This is a genomic window from Rhizobium leguminosarum bv. viciae USDA 2370, from assembly GCF_002008365.1.
Classification (GTDB): Bacteria; Pseudomonadota; Alphaproteobacteria; order Rhizobiales; family Rhizobiaceae; genus Rhizobium; species Rhizobium leguminosarum.
The window spans coordinates 245092-266553 of sequence record NZ_MRDL01000059.1 but is presented as its reverse complement, the minus strand read 5'-3'; the positions used below and the strand labels follow the sequence as shown (position 1 = coordinate 266553).

The 21462-nt window shown below is 61.5% G+C and carries 21 protein-coding genes; 8 read left to right on the top strand and 13 right to left on the bottom strand.

Annotated features, from left to right (window positions below):
- Positions 1–114 precede the first annotated feature (114 nt).
- From BS629_RS35365 to BS629_RS35340, 6 genes are all read right to left on the bottom strand, one after another.
- Positions 115–594, bottom strand: a complete 480-nt coding sequence (locus BS629_RS35365; RefSeq protein WP_020493431.1) for an MEKHLA domain-containing protein — start codon at positions 592–594, stop codon at positions 115–117.
- A gap of 130 nt (positions 595–724) precedes the next feature.
- Positions 725–1915 carry a M20 aminoacylase family protein gene (locus BS629_RS35360; RefSeq protein WP_018516795.1) on the bottom strand — a complete coding sequence of 397 codons (1191 nt, stop codon included), beginning with the start codon at positions 1913–1915 and terminating at the stop codon, positions 725–727.
- Positions 1916–1986: 71 nt separating this feature from the next.
- Positions 1987–2766 (bottom strand): amino acid ABC transporter ATP-binding protein, encoded by a 780-nt coding sequence (locus BS629_RS35355; RefSeq protein ID WP_018245602.1) that lies wholly within the window; start codon positions 2764–2766, stop codon positions 1987–1989.
- Positions 2763–3692: an amino acid ABC transporter permease gene (locus BS629_RS35350; protein WP_018245601.1), complete on the bottom strand. Its 930-nt coding sequence runs from the start codon at positions 3690–3692 to the stop codon at positions 2763–2765. The genes BS629_RS35355 and BS629_RS35350 overlap by 4 nt, the downstream gene beginning before the upstream one ends.
- On the bottom strand, positions 3689–4579 hold the full coding sequence (locus tag BS629_RS35345; protein WP_026188692.1) for an ABC transporter substrate-binding protein: 891 nt from the start codon (positions 4577–4579) through the stop codon (positions 3689–3691). The genes BS629_RS35350 and BS629_RS35345 overlap by 4 nt, the downstream gene beginning before the upstream one ends.
- A gap of 55 nt (positions 4580–4634) precedes the next feature.
- Positions 4635–5597, bottom strand: a complete 963-nt coding sequence (locus tag BS629_RS35340) for a substrate-binding domain-containing protein (RefSeq protein WP_027690912.1) — start codon at positions 5595–5597, stop codon at positions 4635–4637.
- Positions 5598–5698: 101 nt separating this feature from the next.
- Here BS629_RS35340 and BS629_RS35335 point away from each other — a divergent pair, with 101 nt between their 5' ends.
- Positions 5699–7024, top strand: a complete 1326-nt coding sequence (locus BS629_RS35335; protein ID WP_026188691.1) for an aminotransferase-like domain-containing protein — start codon at positions 5699–5701, stop codon at positions 7022–7024.
- Positions 7025–7082: 58 nt separating this feature from the next.
- Here BS629_RS35335 and BS629_RS35330 read toward each other — a convergent pair whose 3' ends face one another.
- Both BS629_RS35330 and BS629_RS35325 read right to left on the bottom strand, forming a co-directional pair.
- The gene (locus BS629_RS35330; RefSeq protein WP_077988795.1) at positions 7083–7805 is read right to left on the bottom strand and encodes a response regulator transcription factor; all 723 of its coding nucleotides are present in this window, start codon (positions 7803–7805) and stop codon (positions 7083–7085) included.
- Positions 7806–7818: 13 nt separating this feature from the next.
- Positions 7819–9057 carry a GAF domain-containing sensor histidine kinase gene (locus BS629_RS35325; RefSeq protein ID WP_018245597.1) on the bottom strand — a complete coding sequence of 413 codons (1239 nt, stop codon included), beginning with the start codon at positions 9055–9057 and terminating at the stop codon, positions 7819–7821.
- A gap of 281 nt (positions 9058–9338) precedes the next feature.
- On the opposite strand from BS629_RS35325, the gene BS629_RS35320 reads away from it, so the two are divergent.
- The 5 genes from BS629_RS35320 (at position 9339) to BS629_RS35300 (ending at position 14698) form a co-directional block, all read left to right on the top strand.
- Positions 9339–10355 carry an ABC transporter substrate-binding protein gene (locus BS629_RS35320; protein ID WP_018245596.1) on the top strand — a complete coding sequence of 339 codons (1017 nt, stop codon included), beginning with the start codon at positions 9339–9341 and terminating at the stop codon, positions 10353–10355.
- A 71-nt stretch (positions 10356–10426) separates the two neighbouring features.
- Positions 10427–11878 carry a sugar ABC transporter ATP-binding protein gene (locus tag BS629_RS35315; protein WP_032981518.1) on the top strand — a complete coding sequence of 484 codons (1452 nt, stop codon included), beginning with the start codon at positions 10427–10429 and terminating at the stop codon, positions 11876–11878.
- Positions 11875–12822, top strand: a complete 948-nt coding sequence (locus tag BS629_RS35310) for an ABC transporter permease (RefSeq protein ID WP_018245594.1) — start codon at positions 11875–11877, stop codon at positions 12820–12822. The genes BS629_RS35315 and BS629_RS35310 overlap by 4 nt, the downstream gene beginning before the upstream one ends.
- A complete protein-coding gene (locus tag BS629_RS35305) occupies positions 12819–13769 on the top strand; it encodes an ABC transporter permease (protein ID WP_018245593.1) in 951 nt (316 codons plus the stop codon). The genes BS629_RS35310 and BS629_RS35305 overlap by 4 nt, the downstream gene beginning before the upstream one ends.
- A 14-nt stretch (positions 13770–13783) precedes the next feature.
- Positions 13784–14698 (top strand): SMP-30/gluconolactonase/LRE family protein, encoded by a 915-nt coding sequence (locus BS629_RS35300; RefSeq protein WP_018245592.1) that lies wholly within the window; start codon positions 13784–13786, stop codon positions 14696–14698.
- Positions 14699–14790: 92 nt separating this feature from the next.
- Here BS629_RS35300 and BS629_RS35295 read toward each other — a convergent pair whose 3' ends face one another.
- Positions 14791–16422, bottom strand: coding sequence for a GMC family oxidoreductase (locus tag BS629_RS35295; protein ID WP_018245591.1), 1632 nt, complete (start codon positions 16420–16422; stop codon positions 14791–14793).
- A 195-nt stretch (positions 16423–16617) separates the two neighbouring features.
- Positions 16618–17412, bottom strand: coding sequence for an alpha/beta fold hydrolase (locus tag BS629_RS35290; protein WP_018245590.1), 795 nt, complete (start codon positions 17410–17412; stop codon positions 16618–16620).
- 142 nt (positions 17413–17554) lie between these two features.
- Between BS629_RS35290 and BS629_RS35285 the strand changes: the two genes are divergently transcribed.
- Positions 17555–18022 (top strand): MarR family winged helix-turn-helix transcriptional regulator, encoded by a 468-nt coding sequence (locus BS629_RS35285; protein ID WP_018245589.1) that lies wholly within the window; start codon positions 17555–17557, stop codon positions 18020–18022.
- A 20-nt stretch (positions 18023–18042) separates the two neighbouring features.
- Here BS629_RS35285 and BS629_RS35280 read toward each other — a convergent pair whose 3' ends face one another.
- Both BS629_RS35280 and BS629_RS35275 read right to left on the bottom strand, forming a co-directional pair.
- Positions 18043–18822, bottom strand: coding sequence for an SDR family oxidoreductase (locus BS629_RS35280; RefSeq protein ID WP_018245588.1), 780 nt, complete (start codon positions 18820–18822; stop codon positions 18043–18045).
- Positions 18822–19142: a nuclear transport factor 2 family protein gene (locus BS629_RS35275; RefSeq protein WP_018245587.1), complete on the bottom strand. Its 321-nt coding sequence runs from the start codon at positions 19140–19142 to the stop codon at positions 18822–18824. The genes BS629_RS35280 and BS629_RS35275 overlap by 1 nt, the downstream gene beginning before the upstream one ends.
- A 94-nt stretch (positions 19143–19236) precedes the next feature.
- Between BS629_RS35275 and BS629_RS35270 the strand changes: the two genes are divergently transcribed.
- On the top strand, positions 19237–20139 hold the full coding sequence (locus tag BS629_RS35270) for a LysR family transcriptional regulator (RefSeq protein ID WP_018245586.1): 903 nt from the start codon (positions 19237–19239) through the stop codon (positions 20137–20139).
- A gap of 81 nt (positions 20140–20220) precedes the next feature.
- On the opposite strand, the gene BS629_RS35265 is transcribed toward BS629_RS35270, so the two are convergent.
- The gene (locus BS629_RS35265) at positions 20221–21447 is read right to left on the bottom strand and encodes an MFS transporter (protein ID WP_018245585.1); all 1227 of its coding nucleotides are present in this window, start codon (positions 21445–21447) and stop codon (positions 20221–20223) included.
- Positions 21448–21462 lie beyond the last annotated feature (15 nt).

Below are 21462 nucleotides of genomic sequence, written 5' to 3'. Positions count from 1 at the left end.
GATGTGCGATCTATGTGACGCAATCATGGTTTTTTGGCAACCAAGTGGCAAACGATGGTTTGCAAAGCCGCGGAAACATATCCGGCGCGTGGTCGGCGTCTCCGCAGCCGGCGCTCAATCCGCCTGCACGTCTTGCCAGGAGTCGAATGTCGCAGCCTGACCACGACGGTGTCCGCTGCGGTCGACGAGATCCCAGACGATGGCTTTCTCGATATAGAAACGCCGTCCTGACTTGGCGATGCGAAGTCCGCGGTAGTCGGCGATAAAGCCGTTGGCCGCTACGGCATTCAACAACCTGTCACGTTCCGCGCGATCGGGTGCCTCCGCCGAAAGACGCGATGGCAAAGTGATGAACTCGTCCCACGAATATTCAAAGCAGGCCTGAGCAGCGCGGTTTGCGTAGATGAAGCGCGGATCGGCGTCAGTGTTGTGGGCAAGGACAACCGCCGGCGACTGCTCGTAAAGCCATTCGGCACCCTGGCCCTTGGGCGTCAGGCTGCGTCCTACGCTTCGTTCGAAGCTTTCCGCCATCAGTGCGTAAAATTCGAGATCGTAAGACGAGTCGAGGCCGGCGTCGGTATAGTTGGCAGTCATGCTGCCCATCCTGAATTGCGGCGAGAGATCTTGAAGTGATCTTCTCGCTTGAAAAGGGGCTACAAAATCCTTTTGCGCTACAGAAAGTGCAAGCTCAAATGCGACCCGGTCAAGCCCGGCGATCGGGACTTCAGGCGTCGTCCTGCAGGTAGCGCTCCGCGAGCCTAGCCCACATGGCCGCACCTACCGTCAGGCTGGCATCGGCGAAGTCATATTTGGGGCTATGCAGGATGGCGGAATTCATGCCGTTGCCGAGGCGCAGGAAGCTGCCCGGCTTGTGCTCGAGAAAGTGCGAAAAATCTTCGCTGCCGGGAATGAGCGGGCACGTCGCGACCTTGTCTTCGCCGATCAGTTCTGCCGCAACGATGCGGGCAAAATCCGTCTCGGCAGGGGAGTTGACGACGACAGGATTGCCGCGATCGTAGTCGATCTCGATCGAAGCATTGTGACCCTCGGCCACCGCGCGGGCTAGCTTCGTGATGCGTTCCTGCAGGAGATCGCGAATGCCAGGCTCGAAGGAGCGCACGCTCAATGCGAGCTTGGCATATTCCGGAATGACGTTGACGGCGTCGCCGGCATGGATCGTGCCGACGGTGATGACCGCTGTCTGGGTCGGATCGAGGTTGCGCGAGATGATCGTCTGCAGCGAGACGACGAGGTTGCACGCCACGACCACGGGATCGATGGTCAGGTGCGGCCGCGACGCATGGCCGCCTTTGCCCTTGATGGTAATCTCGACGGTATCCGACGCCGCCATCATCGGGCCGGATCGCAGCAGGATGGTGCCTTCGGGAGCGCCGGGGTGGTTGTGGAGGCCAAAGATTGCGTCGAACGAAAATCGCTCGAACAGGCCGTCGGCGATCATCGCCTGGGCGCCGCTATTCTTGCCCGCCTCTTCCGCCGGCTGGAAGATCAGCGTCACCGTGCCGTTGAAGCGGCGGGTTCGGGCGAGATATTCGGCGGCGCCGAGCAGCACGGTGGTGTGGCCGTCATGGCCGCAGGCATGCATCTTGCCGGGGGTGCCGCTGGCATAGGCAAGCCCGGTTTCCTCGACGATCGGCAGCGCATCCATATCGGCGCGGATGGCGATGCCCTTGCCACCCTTGCCGGCGCTGAGCCGCGCAACAACCCCATGGCCACCGACATTGCGGGTCACGTCGTAGCCCCAGCCTTCCAGCTTTTCCGCGACGTAACGTGCCGTTTCCGCTTCTTCAAAGGAGAGTTCCGGATGGGCATGCAGATACTGGCGGGTCGCCTTCAGCTCCCCCTCCATGGCTTCGAAGTCGGAAAGGCGGGCATAGGCATTGTCGAGCGTGGGCATGAAAACATCCAGTATTGGTCGAAAAGGACGATTGTTCCGACCCGAGGGCCGAAGCAGCGAGGTGACACCAGTCAGAGAAAACGGGCGAGGAAAGCCTGGGTTCGGGGATGTTGCGGATTGCCGATGACATCCTCGGGCTTGCCCATTTCAACGACATTGCCGCCATCCATGAACACCACCCGATCGGCCGCCTCACGGGCGAAACCGATCTCGTGGGTCACCACGATCATCGTCAGGCCCTGTTTGGCGAGATCGCGCATGGTGGAGAGAACTTCGCCGACCAGTTCCGGGTCGAGCGCAGAGGTGGGCTCATCGAACAGCATCAGCTTGGGCTTGATCGCAAGGGCGCGGGCGATGGCAACGCGCTGCTGCTGACCGCCGGAGAGTTGCCGGGGATAGCTACCCGCCTTTTCCGACAGGCCGACCCGTTCCAAAAGCCGCATGGCGTTCTCGGTTGCGGCCTTGCGGCTTTCTCCGTGCACACCGATCGGAGCTTCGATGATGTTCTGCAGCACCGTCATATGCGGATAGAGATTGAACTGCTGGAACACCATGCCGATCTTGCGCCGCTGGCTGGCGATCCCGTTGCTGGACAGCTTTTCCAGCCGGTTTTTACGAAGGCGATAGCCGATCTGTTCGCCATCAACTTCGATGAACCCCTTATTGATCGCTTCGAGATGGTTGATGCAGCGCAGGAAGGTCGATTTTCCCGAGCCGGACGGGCCAAGCACCACGACGACTTCACCCGGCATGACGTCGAGGTCGATCCCCTTTAGCACTTCGAGCCGGTCGAAAGATTTGTGGACGTTGCGGGCTCTGACGAGAGGTTTTGCAATTTCGGCACCGGTCAATGGCTTGCCTCCTCGGCAAGGGTCTCGGATTTGGCGGCAGCGGCGTTGTTGCGACGTTCGCTGCGCCCGTAATAGGCTTCGATATAGCTCTGGCCGAGATTGAGGATCGAGGTGATGAAGAGGTACCAGAGGACGGCAACCAGCAGCATCGGCACGATCTCGAAGGTGCGATTGTAGATCGACTGGACGGAATAGAGCAGATCGGCCATGGCGATGACGCTGACGAGCGACGTTGCCTTGATCATGCTGATCAGCTGGTTGCCCGTCGGCGGCACGATCGAGCGCATCGCCTGCGGAATGATGATCCGCCAGAGCGCCCTCGCCTTGGTCATGCCGAAGGCTTCCGCCGTCTCGAACTGGCCGCGATCGACCGAGAGCAGCCCGCCGCGAATGATTTCGGCCATGTAGGCCGCTTCGTTCAAGGCAAGGCCGACGATCGCCGCCGTCATCGGCGTGATCACCGAATTGGTCTCCCAGCTTGCGAGCGCCGGACCAAACGGAATGGCGAGCGAAAGTTCGGGAAAAAGGGTCGAGAGATTGTACCAGAAGATCAGCTGCACCAAGAGCGGCGTGCCGCGAAAGAACCAGATGAACAGCGATGCCAGTGAACGGGCGAGCCGGTCATTAGACAGTCGGGCGATCGCCAGTCCGAGGCCGAGAACGATACCGATGGCCATAGCGACCACCGTCAGGCCCAGGCTGACGTAAAGGCCACTGATGACAGTCGGATCGAAGAAATAGGCCGCGACGACAGGCCAGCCAAAATTCTCGTTATGAGCGACGATCCACAAGAAGTTCGCGGCAATCAGGAGCACGACCACCCATAGGATGAGCCTGCCCGTTTGAAAGGGCTTGTGGGCGTGGGCAACATCGCGGAAGTCCGCACCGCCCAAAGGCGGTGCGCCAATCGAATGGTGATCGCTCATTTCGGCAGGTTTCCGCCAAGATTGAGGCCGGGCTGCTTGATCATGTTGTTCTCAAGACCCCACTTCTTCATGATGGCGGCATAGGTCCCGTTATCCATCAACGCCTTGATCGAGTCGAGCAGAACGGGGCCGAGCGGGGAACCTTTCGGCACGACGGCGCCCTGGTAGAGATCGTCAAAGCCATTCTTCTGGCCAACGCCGCTCAGTTCCAGCTGGCCGTTTGCCTGAGACACGAAATATGTCAACGGTGCCTGCGAGGAGAAGAAGGCATCGGCGCGTTTGGAGCGAACTGCCAGGATCGAGCTCGGCTGGTCGGTGTAGGACTGCACTTCGGGCGCGGGCTTGCCACCCGCCTTGCACTTTTCGACCTGGGCCTGGATCACCTTTTCGGCGGAGCCGCCGGCCATGACTGCAATGCGATTGCCGCAGGCGCTATCGAGCGAATCGATGGCCTTCGGATTGCCCTTCTGAACGGAGAAGACCACGTATTCCTGAACCCAGTCGATGAAATCATTGGCCTCTTCACGGGTTTTGAAGTCACCGATCGGGCCGAAGGCGAACTGGTATCGGCCGGAATTGATGCCGGCGAGCAATGCGGTCAGTCCGCTGACGGTTTCGTGCTCGATCGTAACGCCGAGCATCTGGCCGATTGCATCGGTCAGATCGGCGCTGGCGCCCGTCAATTTCGTGCCGGTGACGATCTCATAGGGAGGAAAGGAACCATTGTTGACGGAGATCATCTTGCCGTCCGTGCGGATCTTCTCCGGCAGGCGGGCGTGAAGCGCGTCGTTGACGGTCTGTTTTGGTACGGCCGCCTCCTCAGCGAACACCGACGTCGTCATCATCAGGCCCAGCAGGGCGGCGGAAGCGATCAGTTTCGAATGCATGTCATTCCCCTTTTTGGTTTTGCGAAAATGGTAGTTCAACATGACGCGAAGAGTTTCACCGGGCCTTGGCGTGCCACGGAAACAGCTCGGCGGGTGTCAAAAGGCGCGGCATGATCTTCTGTTCGTAAAGTTCCTCGGCAAAGTCGGCGATCATTGCCTCGTTCTCGGCAAGCCCGCTGGCCCTCCAGGTCGGCGGCAGATCGGCCGCGCAGCGGCGCAGTTCGTCGATCATCCACGGTGTTGTGTCGGCGTATTTCTCACGCTTTTCCAGCCACAGACGCTGGGACTCGTCGATCAACTCGCTGAGTTCATCCATGATCCAGGGATGCTCCCGGACGATATCAGCCTTGAAGCCGATCAGATGCATGCCCGGGATATAGCCGACCTCATTGAGGTAAGCGACTTCAGCGGCGCGGAAATCATCCAGCACCTGTCGCAGGGGCGATTCCTGATCGAAGAAACCCTTCGGCATGAAAGGCGTGAACACGGCGTCGAGCCCGCCATCCAGCAAAAGATCGACCATCGGACGCTCGCCGGGGACAGCCTCGATGCGGCCAGGCCGTCCAAAGCCATCGAGCCGGTCGACGATCGGGTGAGCTTCCGTCAGGCGCCCGGCATACCACATGGCATCCTCAACGCCGACGCCCTCCCGGCGCAACGCAGCACGGGTCCAGGTATTTCCGGAATCGCGCCAGCCGGTTACGCCGATCTTCTTGCCGCCGAGATCGGACAGCGTGCGGATCGGATTGTCCTTAGCGGTGATAATGCAGCGATGACGGAAGCCGCGCATGATGAAGTTCGGCATGCCGACGATCCGATCATCGCCATCATGACGCATCTGCGAATAGCGGCTGAAGGACATTTCCGCTGCGTCATGCGCCGCGTCATCGGCGAGGCTGGAGATCAGCGTGCCTACACGATCCACTTTGATATCGAGACGGGAAGAACTGACATCACCGAGCACCAGCGGTGTCATGTAATCCCAGTCTCTAAGGGCGATGCGAAGCGTTACAGGCATGCAAAAAACTCACTGAAATGGCTCGACGAGGGGCAAATTAAATGTTCAAAATAACGAGCACAAATGTTATTACGTTATTGAACATTTAAAGTGAGAAAAAAATGGGCGACGCGGTCGAAGCCTCCTGGTTTGCCGAAAAAATAGCCGATCGCAGCATCAGGGGGATCGCTCTCGAAACAAGCGCGCTGATCCGTGCCGGTGTCCTGCCCATCGGCACGCGCCTGCCGGCGATCCGCGATATCGCCTACGAATTGCATGTCAGTCCGGCGACGATCTCCGAAGCTTGGAGCGAATTGCGGCGGCAGAAGATCATCAGCGGCCGGGGGCGCAACGGCACCTGGGTCAGCGGCGACCGCTTTGTCGCCAAGCCGGAACGCCTCGCCAGCTCGGGAAACTATAGGGAAGGTGTGCTCGACCTTACCTTAGCCGGGCCGGATGCAGCACTTCTTCCCCGCCTGGCCGAAGCAATGGCCTATGGCGCGTCCGTCGACGATCTCAACAGCTATGAGCGGAGCCGGATCGTACCTGAGTTGAAGGACGCCGTTTCAGAGCGATGGCCCTATGAGGCGGAAGCCTTTCTGGCCACCAATGGCGGTTACAACGCCGTCTATACGATATTGCATGCGCTGGTCTCCTCGGGCTCGGCGGTCGCGATCGAACATCCGACCGCCATGCGACTGCTCGATATTCTGGAAGATCTCGGCGTGAAAATCATTCCTGTCGCCTGCGACGGCGAAGGCCCCCTGCCGGATTCGCTGCGCGAAGCTTTGCGGCAACGTCCCGCGGCCTTCCTGTTCCAGCCGCGGTTGCATTCCGTGACCGGCGTTACGGTCAGTTCATCCCGCCTCGATCAGCTCGGAGATGTGCTGGAAGACAGCGATACGCTTGTCATCGAGGACGATGGCGTCGGCGACGTGTCGGCGGCACCTCCGCAGTCGCTCGGTGGCCGATTTGCGGAGCGGACGATCCATATCCTGTCACTCTCGAAAAGCCTCGGCCCGGATCTGCGTCTCGCGGTCCTGTCGAGTTCCGCGCCTATCGTCGACCAGATCCAGTCTTACCGCTCCTTCAGTGCCGGCTGGACCAGCCGTATCCTGCAAAGTGCCGCCGCCTGGTTATTGCGCGATCCGGCAACCTGGCAGCTTATCGGCGAGGCGCGCGAGATCTATCAGCAGAGGCGCGACGCTCTTGCCGAAGCGCTCAGCGAACGGGGAATACCGATACCGCCAGGCCAGGGCCTGTGCCTCTGGGTGCCCGTCGTCTCCGAACCATTCGCGATGGTGACGCTCGCCGCACGCAATATCGCCGTCAACCCGGGCAACAAATTCTCCGTCTTGCCAAGCAGTCATATTCGAGTGGCGACGAGCACACTCAGCGATCGCTGCGAGGAAGCTGCCGATGCAATCGCGCTGGCTCACGCGCCGTGAAAGGCAGTGGCCGCAGCCCACGTCTCTGATCCCCAGTCATTCCACGCAAGTCCGGAAACTACTTTCCCTCAAGCCATTCCTGCAGCTCTGCCTCCGCCCGCTCCAGAGCGCTGTAATTCAGGAGTTTGCGCAGGAAAGCGACGGTGACGGCGCGGGCGCGCAGATTGAAGCGGCCGTCCTCGTGGTCGTCACCGGCGCTCTGGTAGACGTCGAGCTTATCGTAAAGCTGCTGCAGACGGTTCTGCACGCTGCGCAGCGACAGGCCCCGACGTTTGGCGATGGCCCGGTCGGTGAGGCCGAGCGCGATATCGACGAGGATCTCGTATTCAGAATCGGTGAAGCCGTTCGTCTGGCCGAGGCTCTTCTGCTGCAGGCCCCGCACCTCGCGGTCGATGACGCACTGGCTCTCGATGAAGATCGAGCGCAGCGCAAGCTTCAGCCGCTCGTCGGAGGCGGATTTCAGCACATAGCCATAAGCGGCGCCATCCGGCACGATGCGGGAGACGCCACGCACATAGGCCTCATCCGAGTAATTCGACCAGAACAGGATGCGGGTTTCCGGCCGCTCCTTCCAGATGGTGCGCGCCGCCTCGATACCGTTGCGCTTCGCCATCTGCAGGTCCATGACGATATGCGCCGACTTGTGGTCGCGGGCGAGCTTCTCGCCGACGGTTCCGTTCTCCGCCTCGATCACCGTGTCGCATTCCGGCAGGGCCGCGTTGACCGCCTCGTGCAGATAGGACCGGTGCAGCGGGTCGTCCTCGACGATCAGAACCTTCATGGTGCCCTCCTCCTCAGTTTGGCCCGATTGCCGGGTCGTGCGGTACGAGTGGCAGCACGACGCGCACCGCAGTCCCGCGATTGTTGTGGCCCGGCCCGGTCGTGAACCGCGCCGAAATCAGCCGCGCACGGGTCTTCATATTGTCGATGCCACCGCCGATCCGTCCCCGCGCTTTGGTGAGGCCGGTTCCGTCGTCGGAGATTTCGATCGATAGCCGGTCGTCATCGGCCTCGAGCCGCACGGTGACGGCGAGCGGGGCGGCATGGCGCACCGCATTGTTGATCGCCTCCTGCGCGATCCGGAACAGCGCGACGCTGACGGTCGGTTCCAGTCGCTCCAGTGCGCCGTGCGTTTCGTCGACAAGGCCCCATTCGATCCCCGATCCGCTGTCGCGGGTCGATCGGTCCAGATGATGCTCGATCGCCTGGGCGAGGCCGAAGAGCTGGAGCACCGAGGGTTTTGCCTGTTCGATGATCTGCCGCAGATCCTGCATGCAATGCTGCAGGGAACGGGAGATCGGCTCCAGCGCCTCGGGCGCCACCTCTCCGTTGCGCGACAGCCGATCGATCCGGCGGGCGAGCCGCGTCAGGTCGGCGAGCGTCTGGTCGTGCAAGTCCATGCCGATGCGCTGTCGTTCCTGCTCCAGGGCTTCGGTAAGCTTCAGCGCACCTTGCCGCAAGCCCTCCTCGCGGGCGCGGGCTTCTGCCTCGACAATGGCCGAGCGTTGCGCCTGCTCAGCCGCTTGCAGCGCGAAGAAATAGGGCGTCAGCAGGTCGGCGATAATACGGGCGCGTTCGATATCCTCCATCGTATAGACGCCCGCCCTGTGCGACGAACAGGAGAGCGCCGCGATGATCGTGCCCTGCACCTTCATGGGCACATGCAAGCGGCTCCTCAGCGACTGTTCGACGATCGGCCGCTTGAACGCGCCCTCGAAGTGGAAACGCGGGTCGGTCATGGCGTCGTCCGCCAGCAGAAAATCCACCTCGCCCCAGAGCAGCGAGCGGATGGGGCTGTTGACAACAGGAGCACCGGCAAGGCCGCCCCAGGCGGTCTCGATGCCCGTCTCATAGGCCGTGTGGTAGTTGCCGCCCTCAAGCAGCACGCAAACATCGAGATGGTCGTGCGGGATGATATGGGCGACCTCGGCCGCAACGGAACGGATAGCCGAGCGGAAGTCGAGCTGGCCCGCGAGCAGCCGGGAAATGCCGAGATAGTGGTCGAACATGGCTGCGGGTACGAGATGCAGCATCGTCAGTTCCTCCCCGAGGCCGCAGCAGGCTCCTCAACCCGCAGCGTCTCCTTCCCAGTAAGCGCCCGCGGACGCGTCGCCGTCTTGCGTAAACCCGCAGCTTGTTGCGCAAATCCCGCAAACGACTTGCCGCCTTGCCCCTGTACAGGGCGATCGATCTCCCGCATCCTGCCCTTACTGAGAGGAGGAAGCTCAGTGCAAGAACAATTTTCACTCGGACCCAATTGGGCCGGCAGGAGTGAAGCGATCCGCCGACCAGCGCGATCATCAGGGAGGAAGACATGACAATCCGTAAGATGCTTCTGGCATCGGCCGCTATTGCTTGCGCCGCGATGCCCGTTTCCGCCTTTGCCGATACGTCGGCCAAGAAGATCGCTCTTTCCAACAACTATGCCGGCAACTCGTGGCGCCAGGCGATGCTGACGAGCTGGGGCAAGGTGACGGGTGAAGCCGTGAAGGCTGGCACCGTTGCCGCAGCCGACCCTTTCACCACTGCTGAGAACCAGGCGACGGAACAGGCCGCTCAGATCCAGAACATGATCCTGCAGGGCTATGACGCCATCGTGCTCAACGCCGCCTCGCCGACGGCGCTGAATGGTGCGGTCAAGGAAGCCTGCGACGCCGGCATCACCGTCGTTTCCTTCGACGGCATCGTGACCGAACCCTGCGCCTGGCGCATCGCCGTCAACTTCAAGGAAATGGGCCGCAGCGAAGTCGAGTACCTGTCGAAGAAGATCCCGGACGGTGGCAACCTGCTCGAGATCCGCGGCCTTGCCGGTGTCTTCGTCGACGACGAGATCTCGGCCGGCATCCACGACGGCGTCAAGCAGTTCCCGCAGTTCAAGATTGTCGGCTCCGTTCACGGCGACTGGGCGCAGGACGTGGCGCAGAAGGCTGTTGCCGGCATCCTGCCGAGCCTGCCCGACATCGCCGGCGTGGTGACGCAGGGTGGCGACGGCTATGGCGCCGCACAGGCGATTGCCGCGACCGATCGGAAGATGCCGATCATCATCATGGGCAACCGCGAAGACGAGCTGAAATGGTGGAAGGAGCAGAAGGACGCGAAGGGCTACGAGACCATGTCGGTGTCCATCGCGCCCGGCGTCTCGACGCTTGCCTTCTGGGTGGCGCAGCAGATCCTCGACGGCAAGGAAGTCAAAAAGGACCTCGTCGTGCCCTTCCTGCGCATCGACCAGGATAATCTAGAAACCAATCTCGCCAATACCCAGGCCGGCGGCGTCGCCAACGTGGAATACACGCAGGCAGACGCAATCAAGGTCATCGAGTCGGCAAAGTAAATCTCCCGGCGACTGCCGCGCGGCCGCAGATGGCCGCGCGGCATTTTTTGCAAGCAGGCATGGCGGGCAGCATGGATGAGGTTTTGAAGGCGGTGATCGCCGTCGATGGCGCCAAGGTGAGCTTCGGCGCGGTCAGGGCACTCGATGGCGTGACCCTCCGCGTCATGCCGGGCGAATGCGTCGGGCTCGTCGGGCACAATGGAGCCGGCAAGTCCACCATCGTCAGCGTCATCAACGGCGGCCTCACGCCGCACGAAGGAAGTGTGGCAAGCGACGGCGAGCGGCTGGAGCGCTACGGTATCAACGCGGCGCGTGCCCGCGGCGTGCGCTGCGTCTTCCAGGAGCTTTCGCTCTGCCCCAACCTTTCGATCGTCGAGAACACGCGCATCATGCATCGCCATCTCGGCGGCTTCGGCTGGCGCAGGCGCGCCGCAGAGATCATCGAGAAAAGCCTCGATGCCGTCTTTCCCGGCCACGGCATCGACAGCAGCCGGACCGTCGGCGATCTTTCGATCGCCGAGCGGCAGATGGTCGAGATATCAATGGCCTTTTCCGACGCCGGCATTGCACCCCGTCTGGTGATCCTCGACGAACCCACTTCGTCGCTCGATGCAAGCCTTGCCCGGCAGATGCTCGACTATGTTCGCCGCTTCATCGCGACCGGCGGGTCCGTCATCTTCATCTCGCATATCCTGCACGAGATCCTCGAAACCTCCGATCGCATCGTCGTCATGAAGGATGGCCGTGTCGTCGCCGAGCGCCCGGCGCAGGGCTTCGACCATCACGGCCTGGTGGAAGCGATGGGCACCGTTGCGAAAGAGGAGACCAAGCAGCGCTCGGCGCGCGAACAATCCACCGCCCAGCTCATTCTCTCCCATCAGGCGAAAGGCCTGCCCTTTGCGGCGCGCAAGGGTGAGATCATCGGACTGGCGGGTTTGGCCGGCCACGGGCAGACCGAGCTGCTGCTCGCCCTGCATGCCGCCAAATCCGGCAACTGGCTGCCGGAGCGCGATCCTGTCGTCACCTTTGTCGCCGGCGACCGACGCCTCAACGGCGTCTTCGAGCTGTGGAGCATCCTGCGCAATTTCTCCATCGCCTCGCTCGCTGACCTCTCCCGGCGCGGCCTCATCCTCGCGGGCGAAGAGGAGACGAAGGGCGCTGACTGGAAGCGGCGGATCGAGATCCGCACGCCCGACATGGACAATCGTATCCTCTCGCTTTCCGGCGGCAACCAGCAGAAGGTGCTCTTTGCCCGGGCGCTGGCGACACGCGCGCCTGTCGTCTTGATGGACGATCCGATGCGCGGCGTCGATGTCGGCACCAAGCAGGAGGTCTACGCGATCATCCGCGAGGAAGCGGCGCGTGGCCGCACCTTCATCTGGTACTCGACCGAAATGGACGAGGTCCGCCTCTGCGACCGCGTCTATGTCTTCCGCGAAGGCCGCATCACGGCCGAACTCGCCGGCGACGCCGTCAACGAGAAGAATATCATCGCCGCCTCCTTCGAAGGGGTCGCCGCATGACGGTCCGGCTGTCGTCCGACGCCATGCGTCTTGCCATTCCCGCCTTGTCGCTGACGCTGCTGCTTGCCGCCGTCTTCTGGCTGCAGCCGCGCGCCATGAGCTATGTCGGGCTCAACTTGCTGTTCAACCTGGCTGTGCCGATCGCGCTGGCGACGATCGCCCAGATGATCGTGATGGCGGTCAACGATCTCGATCTCTCGATGGGCACATTCGTCAGCTTCGTCGCCTGCGTCACCGCAACCTTTCTGCGGGATGCCCCGGTGACCGGCGTGCTGATCCTTGCCGGCGCGATCGCAACCTATGCGGCGCTTGGCGTCGTCATCTATCTGCGCGACCTGCCCTCCATCGTCGTGACCCTCGGCATGAGCTTCGTCTGGGGTGGCCTTGCCGTATTGCTGCTGCCGGCACCGGGCGGGCAGGCGCCCGATTGGGTCCGCTGGCTGATGACCGTCAAGCCGCCGCTGGCGCCGATGGCGATCGTCGCCAGCATCGTCATCGCCGTGGTTGCCCATCTCCTCATCATGCGCTCCTCGCTCGGCGTGCTGATGCGCGGCATTGGCGGCAACCAGCGCTCGGTCGAGCGCGCCGGCTGGTCGATTGTCGCGGCGCGCGCTGCCGCCTATGGGCTTGCCGGCCTCTTTGCTGTGCTCGCCGGCATTGCCCTTGTCGGCCTGACCACCTCGGCCGATGCCAATATCGCACTGCGCTACACGCTGCTGTCGATCGCCGGCGTGATCCTTGGCGGCGGCGAGTTCATCGGCGGCCGCGTCTCCCCGGTCGGCGCCGTCATCGGCGCGCTGACGCTGACGCTCGCCGGCTCGTTCCTGTCCTTCCTGCGGATCTCGCCGGACTGGCAGATCGGGGCCCAGGGCGCGATCCTGATCATCGTGCTCGCACTTCGTCTGATGCTGAACCGCCTGGAGAAGCGGGAGAAGCGCCGATGACCCCTCTCCTTCGCCTCTTTCGCAAACCCTGGATCTGGTCGTGGCTTGCCGCCTTTGTCGTCTGGTTTCTGACGATCATGGTGACGCTCGGCGCCAGCACGCTTGGCCTGTCGCAGGCAGCCCTCACCTTCGCGGCCTTCTCGGTCATCGTCGGCATCGGCCAGATGTTCGTCATCACGCTCGGCCCCGGCAACATCGACCTCTCGGTTCCCGCCACCATGACGCTTGCCGGCACGGTGGCGCTGAAGCTGATGAATGTCGAAAACGGCATGATCCTGCCCGGCCTTCTCGTCGCCATCGTCATCGGCCTTGTCGTCGGTCTCGGCAACTATGCACTTATCAAGGCGCTGCGCATTCCGCCGATCATCGCCACACTGTCCATGAGCTTCATCGTGCAGTCTGCCGCGATCTGGACGAACCGGGGACTGCGCATCAAGCCACCGAGCGTGCTGGCGGAATTCACCACGTCGCACACGCTCGGCGTGCCGAATGTGGCGATCGCAGCACTCCTGATCTCGCTGCTGGCCTGGTTCTTGCTCGAAAAGACGATCTACGGGCGCTGGATCTCGGCGATTGGCCAGAGCATGCCGGCAGCCCGCATGGCCGGCATTCCGGTCGACGGCACGCGTTTCGTCACGTACCTCTTCTGCGCCGTTCTAGCCTCGGTCGCGGGCTATCTGCTCGCCTGCTTTTCCGGCGGCGCCGCGCTCAACATGGGCTCGGAATATCTCTTGATGTCGATCGCCGTCGTCGTCATCGGCGGCACGGCGGTCGCCGGCGGTGATTCCAACGTACCGGGCATCTGGGGCGCATCGCTCTTCATGTTCCTGGTCGTCTCCATGCTCAACACTTACGGGCTCGGCGCGGGCATCCGCCTGATCATGACCGGCCTCATCATCATCAGCGTCATCATGCTCGCCGGCGGCCGCCGGGCCGGCATGCGATAAACGGAAAGACCGCCATGGCCGAGGCCAGCATCTACGAAATCCACGACCCGCGCTTCCGGCAGATGATCGTGACCAGCGCCGGTCTCGACGAGCTATATTCAAGCTGCCGCTGGGCGGAGGGTCCCGTCTGGTTCAACGACGCGAACCAACTGCTGTGGAGCGACATTCCCAACCAGCGCATGCTGCGATGGACGCCTGAGAGCGGCGTCTCCATCTATCGCCAACCCTCCAACTTCACCAACGGCCATACGCGCGACCGGCAGGGACGGCTGATATCCTGTGAACATGGGACGCGCCGCGTCACCCGCACCGAGGTCGACGGCTCGATCACCGTGCTCGCCGATCGTTTCAAGGGCGCCAGGCTCAATTCGCCGAACGACGTGGTGGTAAAATCGGACGGCACGATCTGGTTCACCGACCCCACCTACGGCATCATGTCGGACTATGAAGGCTATCGCGCCGAGCCGGAGCAGCCGACCCGCAACGTCTACCGGCTCGATCCGACGACCGGCGAAATTGCGGCTGTCGTCACGGATTTCATTCAGCCAAACGGCCTCGCCTTCTCGCCCGATGAGACAATCCTCTACCTGGCGGACTCGGCCGCCAGCCATGACGAAAGCCTGCCGCGTCACATCCGCGCTTTCGATGTGATCGACGGCAAAAGGCTCGCGAACGGCCGCGTCTTCTGCCTGATCGACAACGGCATTCCGGACGGCATTCGCACAGACGTCAACGGAAACCTCTGGTCGAGTGCTGCCGATGGCGTCCATTGTTTCGACCCGACCGGCAAACTGATCGGCAAGATCCGCGTACCGCAGACCGTCGCCAACCTCACCTTCGGCGGCCCCCAACGCAACCGGCTGTTTATTGCGGCGACGCGGTCGGTTTATGCGGTGTACGTTGCGGTGAGTGGGGCGCAGGTGCCGTGAGGTTGGTCGCCTTGCACCAATATGGCGCGAGGCGAACAAAAAGCTCGGCGGCCCACGTATGCTGGCCGCCGATCTCCACATAAATCTCTTCATCAGATGGGCTGATTGAACCCTCCGCTCGAGTCCGTAAGGCCATGCATGTTCCGGATCAGATCGGCCGCCCGCTCTCCGATGACAACGCAAGGCGCCATGGTGTTGCCGGTGGTGATACGCGGCATGATCGAGGAGTCTGCGATGCGAAGGCCATCGATACCGTACACCTTGAGCTCACTGTCGACCACAGACCTGCTGTCACGTCCCATTTTGGCTGTGCAGGACTGATGCCAGTAGGTGACCGCCGAACGCCGGATAAAGTCGATCATCCCTGATCTGTCGCGCGCGCCCGGAGCCGCCTCGCCTGTCACCAGTGGCGTGAAAGCATCGCTGTTTCCGAGTTCGCGACACAAGTCCACCGCAGCCAAGGCGGCCGCCATGTCTTCCGGCGCGCTGAGTGAATTCGGTTCGATCAGGATAGGGTCATTCGTATTGGGGCCGGAGAGCCGCAATCGACCACGGCTTTTTGGCTGGGCGAGACCGTTAAACATCGTCCAGCCATGTTCCGGCGTTTCGAGGCCCGTCTCGATCGGCGACGGCACAGCGAACTCCAACTGGCACTGAAGAATGTCCGGCTGCGCAAGACGCGAGTCGCTTTTCCAGTAGAGTTTTGCTTCGCAGCCGCTACCACCGACGGTTTCTGATTTTCGATATGCCCAGGTGCAGCCGAATGCGAGGTGATCCTGATGATTGCGCCCAACGCCAGGTAAGTGTTGAACCACGGGAATGCCATGGGCTTGCAGCTCGTCTTCCGGACCTATGCCCGACTGCATCAACACTTTCGGAGTGTTGATCGCGCCTAGCGACAGTACCGTTTCGCAACGCGCCGTGAATTGACGTCGCTGATCATCGACGAGAACCTCGACACCCGTCACGCGCTTGCCATCGAAGATGAGGCGCGTGACCAGTGCGTAGGTCAGCACAGTCAGGTTTGGGCGCGACATGAGCGGACGGACATAGGATCCGAACACGGATTCCCGCTTGCCATCCCGGATCCGCAGTTCAGCGATCGATGCCCCTCCTGGCCCCTCCATCATTTCACCGTTCGGGCTATCGTAGACGGGAATGCCGATAGTGGATGCCGCACTCAACAAGGCCTCTGCGATCGGTTGGGGCGCCTGCGGCTGCGCTACGTAGGCGGGTCCTCCCACGCCGCGACGCGTTGGGTCCGGAGCGCCCTGCCAATCTTCGATCCGGCGATAGTAGCCGAGGATTGACTGATAGCCCCACGCGTCATCGCCGGCTTCAGCGGCAAAGTGGTCCCAATCTCCCCTGTGTCCTCTGGCCCACACCATGACATTGATGCTCGAACCGCCACCGAGCCCTTTGCCCATGCTGAGAGGAAGACGTCGACCGTCCAGGCCAGGTGCCGGTTGTCCGACAAAACCCCAGTCCCGGATCGAGCCGAGATTGAGCGGCCACTGCGTAGGGTTTGTAACGCTCTCGGCCGCATCGTCCCCGCCTGCCTCGAGCAGTAGGACGCTTGCGTTTCCATCCTCTGCCAGTCGCGCGGCAACAACGGAGCCGCTGGACCCGGCGCCGCAGACGATGAAGTCGAAAACATCACCGACCTCGCTCTGAGGAATGGGCGGATTTTTGGGTGCATTCTGGTCATGACTATTCAGCTTCACGTGACTACCTCCGTGAATGGATTCAAAATAATAGCGAAAGTGCTGAGGATCCCGGGGCGAATGCGGGCAATGGATCCTAGGCCGAGATCGTGCGGCCTTCATCTGCTCGCTTTGGCCCGACCTCGCTCGGTTCGACGGGCGCTGCTCTTCGCCATCGGGACAGTGCCGGCTGTCCCGATGAAACTGCGTCTGTCACTACTTCTTCGCCGAGAAGGCCTTGGCGGCCTGATCAATGGTATCCGCGACCACCTTCGGCTGCGTCATGAACAGGGCGTGGCTTGCCGAAACCTTGGTGATCTTCGCCTTGATGCGTTCGGCCATGTGGATCAGCATGGCCTGATCGAATGCCCTATCCTCGGTAGCAATCACAGCCCAGCTGGGCTTGGTGTGCCAGGCAGCATGTTCGAGCTTCGTGCCGAACGCCGACATATTGATCGGGACTTGCGCGTCTCTCATGAACGCAACATCAGCATCGCTGACGTCATGAGCAAAGCCAGCCTTGAACTTTTCCGGGCTGACATATCCAAAACCATCCTTCGTCGTCTCGATGACGAATTCCGATGCGGGAGCAAATCCTTCGTATTGTTGAGCCGTCGTCTCGCCTGCATCAGGAGAGAGAGCCGAGACGTAAACGAGGCCTGCAACCTTTGCATCAATGCCAGCTTCCGTGATGACCGTGCCGCCCCAGGAATGTCCAACGAGAATGACCGGACCATCCTGCCGTTCCAGCGCACGTTTGGTGGCTGCGACATCGTCTTCGAGAGATGTCAGGGGGTTCTGGACAATGGTAACGCGATAGCCCCGCTTGGTGAGGTTGTCATAAACACCCTTCCAGCCAGAACCGTCCGCAAAGGCGCCGTGGACGAGCACAACATTTCTGACGGATTGGCCTTGAGAGATGGTGTCCGCGGCGTTCGCCGGCAATGCGGCGGCGGACAGTGAGGCTGCAGTAGCAATTGCGGCTATGGTGGTCGTGGTCTTGCGTGGCATGGCTGATTCCTCGGTAATTGCGATAACTGTTATTGCGATATATATAAGCTGGCAGACTTCAGATTGCGCGTCAAGATAATTCTTATCGCGATATTTAATTTTGCTATTGCATAGGGTATATGGAGATCTACAGGAGTTCAGAATGACCAAACGCCATAACGACCCACCCCCCCTGCACGACCAACTGTGCTACGCGATTTACACTGCCGGAATTGCAATCCAGCGCGCCTACAAACCTCTTCTCGACGAGTTGGGCCTGACGTACCCGCAGTACCTCGTGCTCAATGTGTTGTGGAGCGAAGATGGGCAGACGGTCGGTGCCATTGCCAACGCCCTTGCCCTGGAATCCAGCACGCTGACGCCGCTATTGAAGCGCCTTGAGACATCCGGGTTGCTGCACAGGACCAGAAACCTGAACAACGAGCGCCAGGTGTTGATTGCGTTGACCGACGAAGGCCGGGCATTGCAGCACAAGGCTGGTTGTCTCAGCGACACCTTGCTTGCTGCCTCGACCCAGACGCCACAGGAATTGGGCGCTCTGAACCGCGACGTCCGTCATCTCCGCAACGCGATCTATTCCCAGATCGGCGGGTGGGATGCGCCGACCTGAGTTGCCGTGCATGTCGGCGCCTAGGCTGTTGGCACTGTCCCTCCATCGATCGTATATTCAGTACCAGTGATCGACGCAGCGCGGTCGGAGGCGAGGAAGGCAATCAGGTTTGCGACCTCGTCCGGTTTTGCCGGACGACCGAGCGGAATGCCGCCCAGCCCATCCATAATGATCTTTTTGCCGCCCTCAAGGTCAGTTCCCGCCTGCTTCGCCAGACGCTCGGCAAGACGGACCGAGGCTTCCGTTTCGATCCAGCCAGGCGACACCCGAACGACCCGGACACCTTTTGGCGACACTTCCTTCGACATCGCCTTGCTGTATGTGGAAAGTGCTGCCTTGGCTGCAGCATAGGCAGTCGTCGATTCCGGAAGCGGCAGGACCCTCTGGATGGATGTAACGTGCACGACCACACCGTTTCCTCGGGTGACCATGTCCGGAACGAGCAGCCGATCCAGTCGGACAGCCGGAAACAGATTGAGCGACAGCTCCTTATGCCAGTCGTCGTCCGACAGTGCAGAAAATCCACCTCCGGCTGCTGAAGAGCCGCCTAGCATATGGACGATGACGTCGACGCCGCGGAGACGTTGACGCACGGCGCCTGCGACGATTGCGCAGCCTTCCTCGGTGGTCAGATCTGCTTCGACGAACAGTTCTTCCGGTAGGTTTTCCGGACGGGCCCGCGCTGTCGTCAGCACCTCTGCGCCGAGCTCCCGAAACAGGCTGACGGTCGCAGCGCCGGCACCTTTGGTCCCAGCCGTGATGAGGACGCGTTTGCCTTCCAAATTGAGAAAGTCAGTCATTATTGGATCTCCAGGCTGACGATCTTGCCGTGTTTGATGGCAAAGTCGTAGGTGAGGGTCACCGGGCTACCGGGAAACTGGCCGCTCACCTTGGCTCGGATGAGCGCTTTGTCACAGTCGACCGTGCATTCCAAAGGTTCAGCAACGTACTGAGCCGCCTTCTTCGCAGCCACCCACCATTCTCGGATTGCGGCGACGCCTTGATGGCGCGCTCGTTCGTCTTCGACGAAGGCTTCGACCGCAAAGGTGTCCAGCAGCGCATTCGCGTCATTGCGACGGTCTGCTTCAAAGTACGTGTTAATGATACCGGGCATATCCATTGTGTTCTCCTCATAACCTAACCGATACTTATCCCTCGACCATTGCATAAATAAGTGGGATAAACCGGCATGCGATGATGAACAGGTCGGGACAATGGAGCTAGCCAGCCTGAAGGAACTTGAAGCGGCCATTGCAATTGCTAGGCGCGGGACTTTTCGAGCAGCGGCCATTGACCTCGGCATGTCCACGACCGCGTTGAGCCACACGATAAGCAGGCTCGAGGCGGGACTTGGCGTGCGGTTGTTCAACCGCACCACCCGCAGTGTCTCGCTGACGGACGCCGGCCGGTTGTTTGTGCAGCAGGTCGCGCCCTCGCTTCAGGAGCTCCATGCTGCTCTGGATCTGGTGCGCTCCCATCGCGAGACTCCTTCCGGAACAATACGGATCAACGCAGCGCCATTTGCGGCGCGCGCCATCATCTCACCGCTCGTGCTGGAGTTCCTGCGCCGCTATCCGGACATGAATGTCGATATCGTTACCGAGGGGAAAATGGTCGATATCGTCAAGGACGGGTTCGATCTGGGCGTCAGGGTTGAAGGCCTCGTTCCCACCGACATGATTGCCGTTTCGCTCGGGCTGCCTCAGCGACACGCTGTCGTCGGGTCTCCTGAGTATTTCAAGAAGCACGGAAGGCCCATAGTGCCTCCGGATCTTCTCAATCACAGATGCATCCGCGTGCGGCTGCCTGACGGCTCCTTATTTCGATGGCGGTTCGAAAAAGACGGCGAGCCGGTGCAGATAGATGTACGGGGGCCAATCGCACTCGATGAGGCCAGCCTTACGCGGACTGCCGTGCTCGAAAGCGCCGGCGTGGGCTACCTCTTTGAACAAGACATACTCTCGGAGATAGAGGCGGGGCGCGTTGTTCGTGTTCTGGAAGATTGGACGCCGCCCTATCCAGGCCTATGCCTCTACTATCCTGGACGCCGAAATCTATCGGCTGGCGTCAGAGCATTTCTCGACTTAGCTCGTGAGTTCTCCCGAAAAGCGGCTTAACCCACTGCCTTCCGCCTTGAACGGTCTCGAACCGTTGGCCGGTGAACCCTCCTGCTTCGTTCCTGTCTACCGCCCGCCCTGCTACTGCGCCGGTTCCAGCATCGCGCAATCTTCCCCGTCGGTGCACTCTCCCGACAGGGTACGCTGACCAAGCGCAATGATAAGGACGGTCGCGGCCCCGGCCGCCGCAGACACCCAGAATCCGCTCTGGGGACCGTAGCTGTCGACGACCCAGCCCGAGACGAAGGCACCAAGCGCCATACCGATGCCGATGCCGGTCATGACCCAGGTGACGCCCTCCGTCAGCACCGATTCCGGTACGCGACGCTCAATCAGTCCGAAGGCAGTTATAAAGGTCGGCGAGATCGCGATGCCGCTGACGAAGACGGCGACAGCAAGCAGCATTACCGAGCTGCCGGCGACGAGAAGCGGCAACGAGGTCAGTGCGAGGATCGCAACAGCGATCAGCAACTGACGATGCAAGGGGATGCGCAGATTAAGCGCGCCGAGGGTCAAACCTAATAGGAAGGAACCGAGGGCATAGACACCGATGACCAGGCTTGCCGCATTCGGCTGACCAAGCTCCTTGGTGATGGCGACAACACTCACCTCAGCGGTTGCGAAGATCGCGCCGACGAAGATCAGCGCGAGCGTGATGATCTGCACTGGACGCTGGCGGATCGCGGAGCCGACCGAAGCTGCGCCGGCGACATGCCGCACCTTCGGCTCGGTGCCGCGCTGCACGATGAAGGCGGCCGTCCCTAGCGCTAGAAAAGCTGTACTCACCATCATGCCGGCTTCCGGGAATAGGGCGACCGCAAGCCCGACGGACAGCGAGGCGCCGGCGATATAGACCAGTTCGTCCGCGGCACTTTCGAACGCGAAGGCCGTGTTGAGCTCGGGCTTGTTGCGAAAGAGTTCCGTCCAGCGCGCCCGCATCAGCGCCGGGATGCTTGGCATGGCCGCCGCGAGGAAGGCCGAGGCGAACAGCGTCCACACCGGCCAATTCTGGTTGGCAGCGGCGATCAGCGCGATGAACGCCAGTACTGACACGATGGTGCTGGGAACGACGACTGCCGTCTGGCCCAGCCGATCGACCGCTCGCGAAATCTGCGGCGAGATCACCGCATTGGTGAGCGCATAGGTCGCCGACACGGCGCCTGCCAGCCAATATTCGCCATGTGCCTGGGAGAGCATGGCGACGATGCCGATCGGCGCCATGGCGATGGGAAGGCGTGCGAAAAAGCCGGCTGCGGAGAAGCCCTTGGCCCCAGGTGCCGCGAATATTTGTTTATACGGATTTGACATGGGACGATCCTTCCA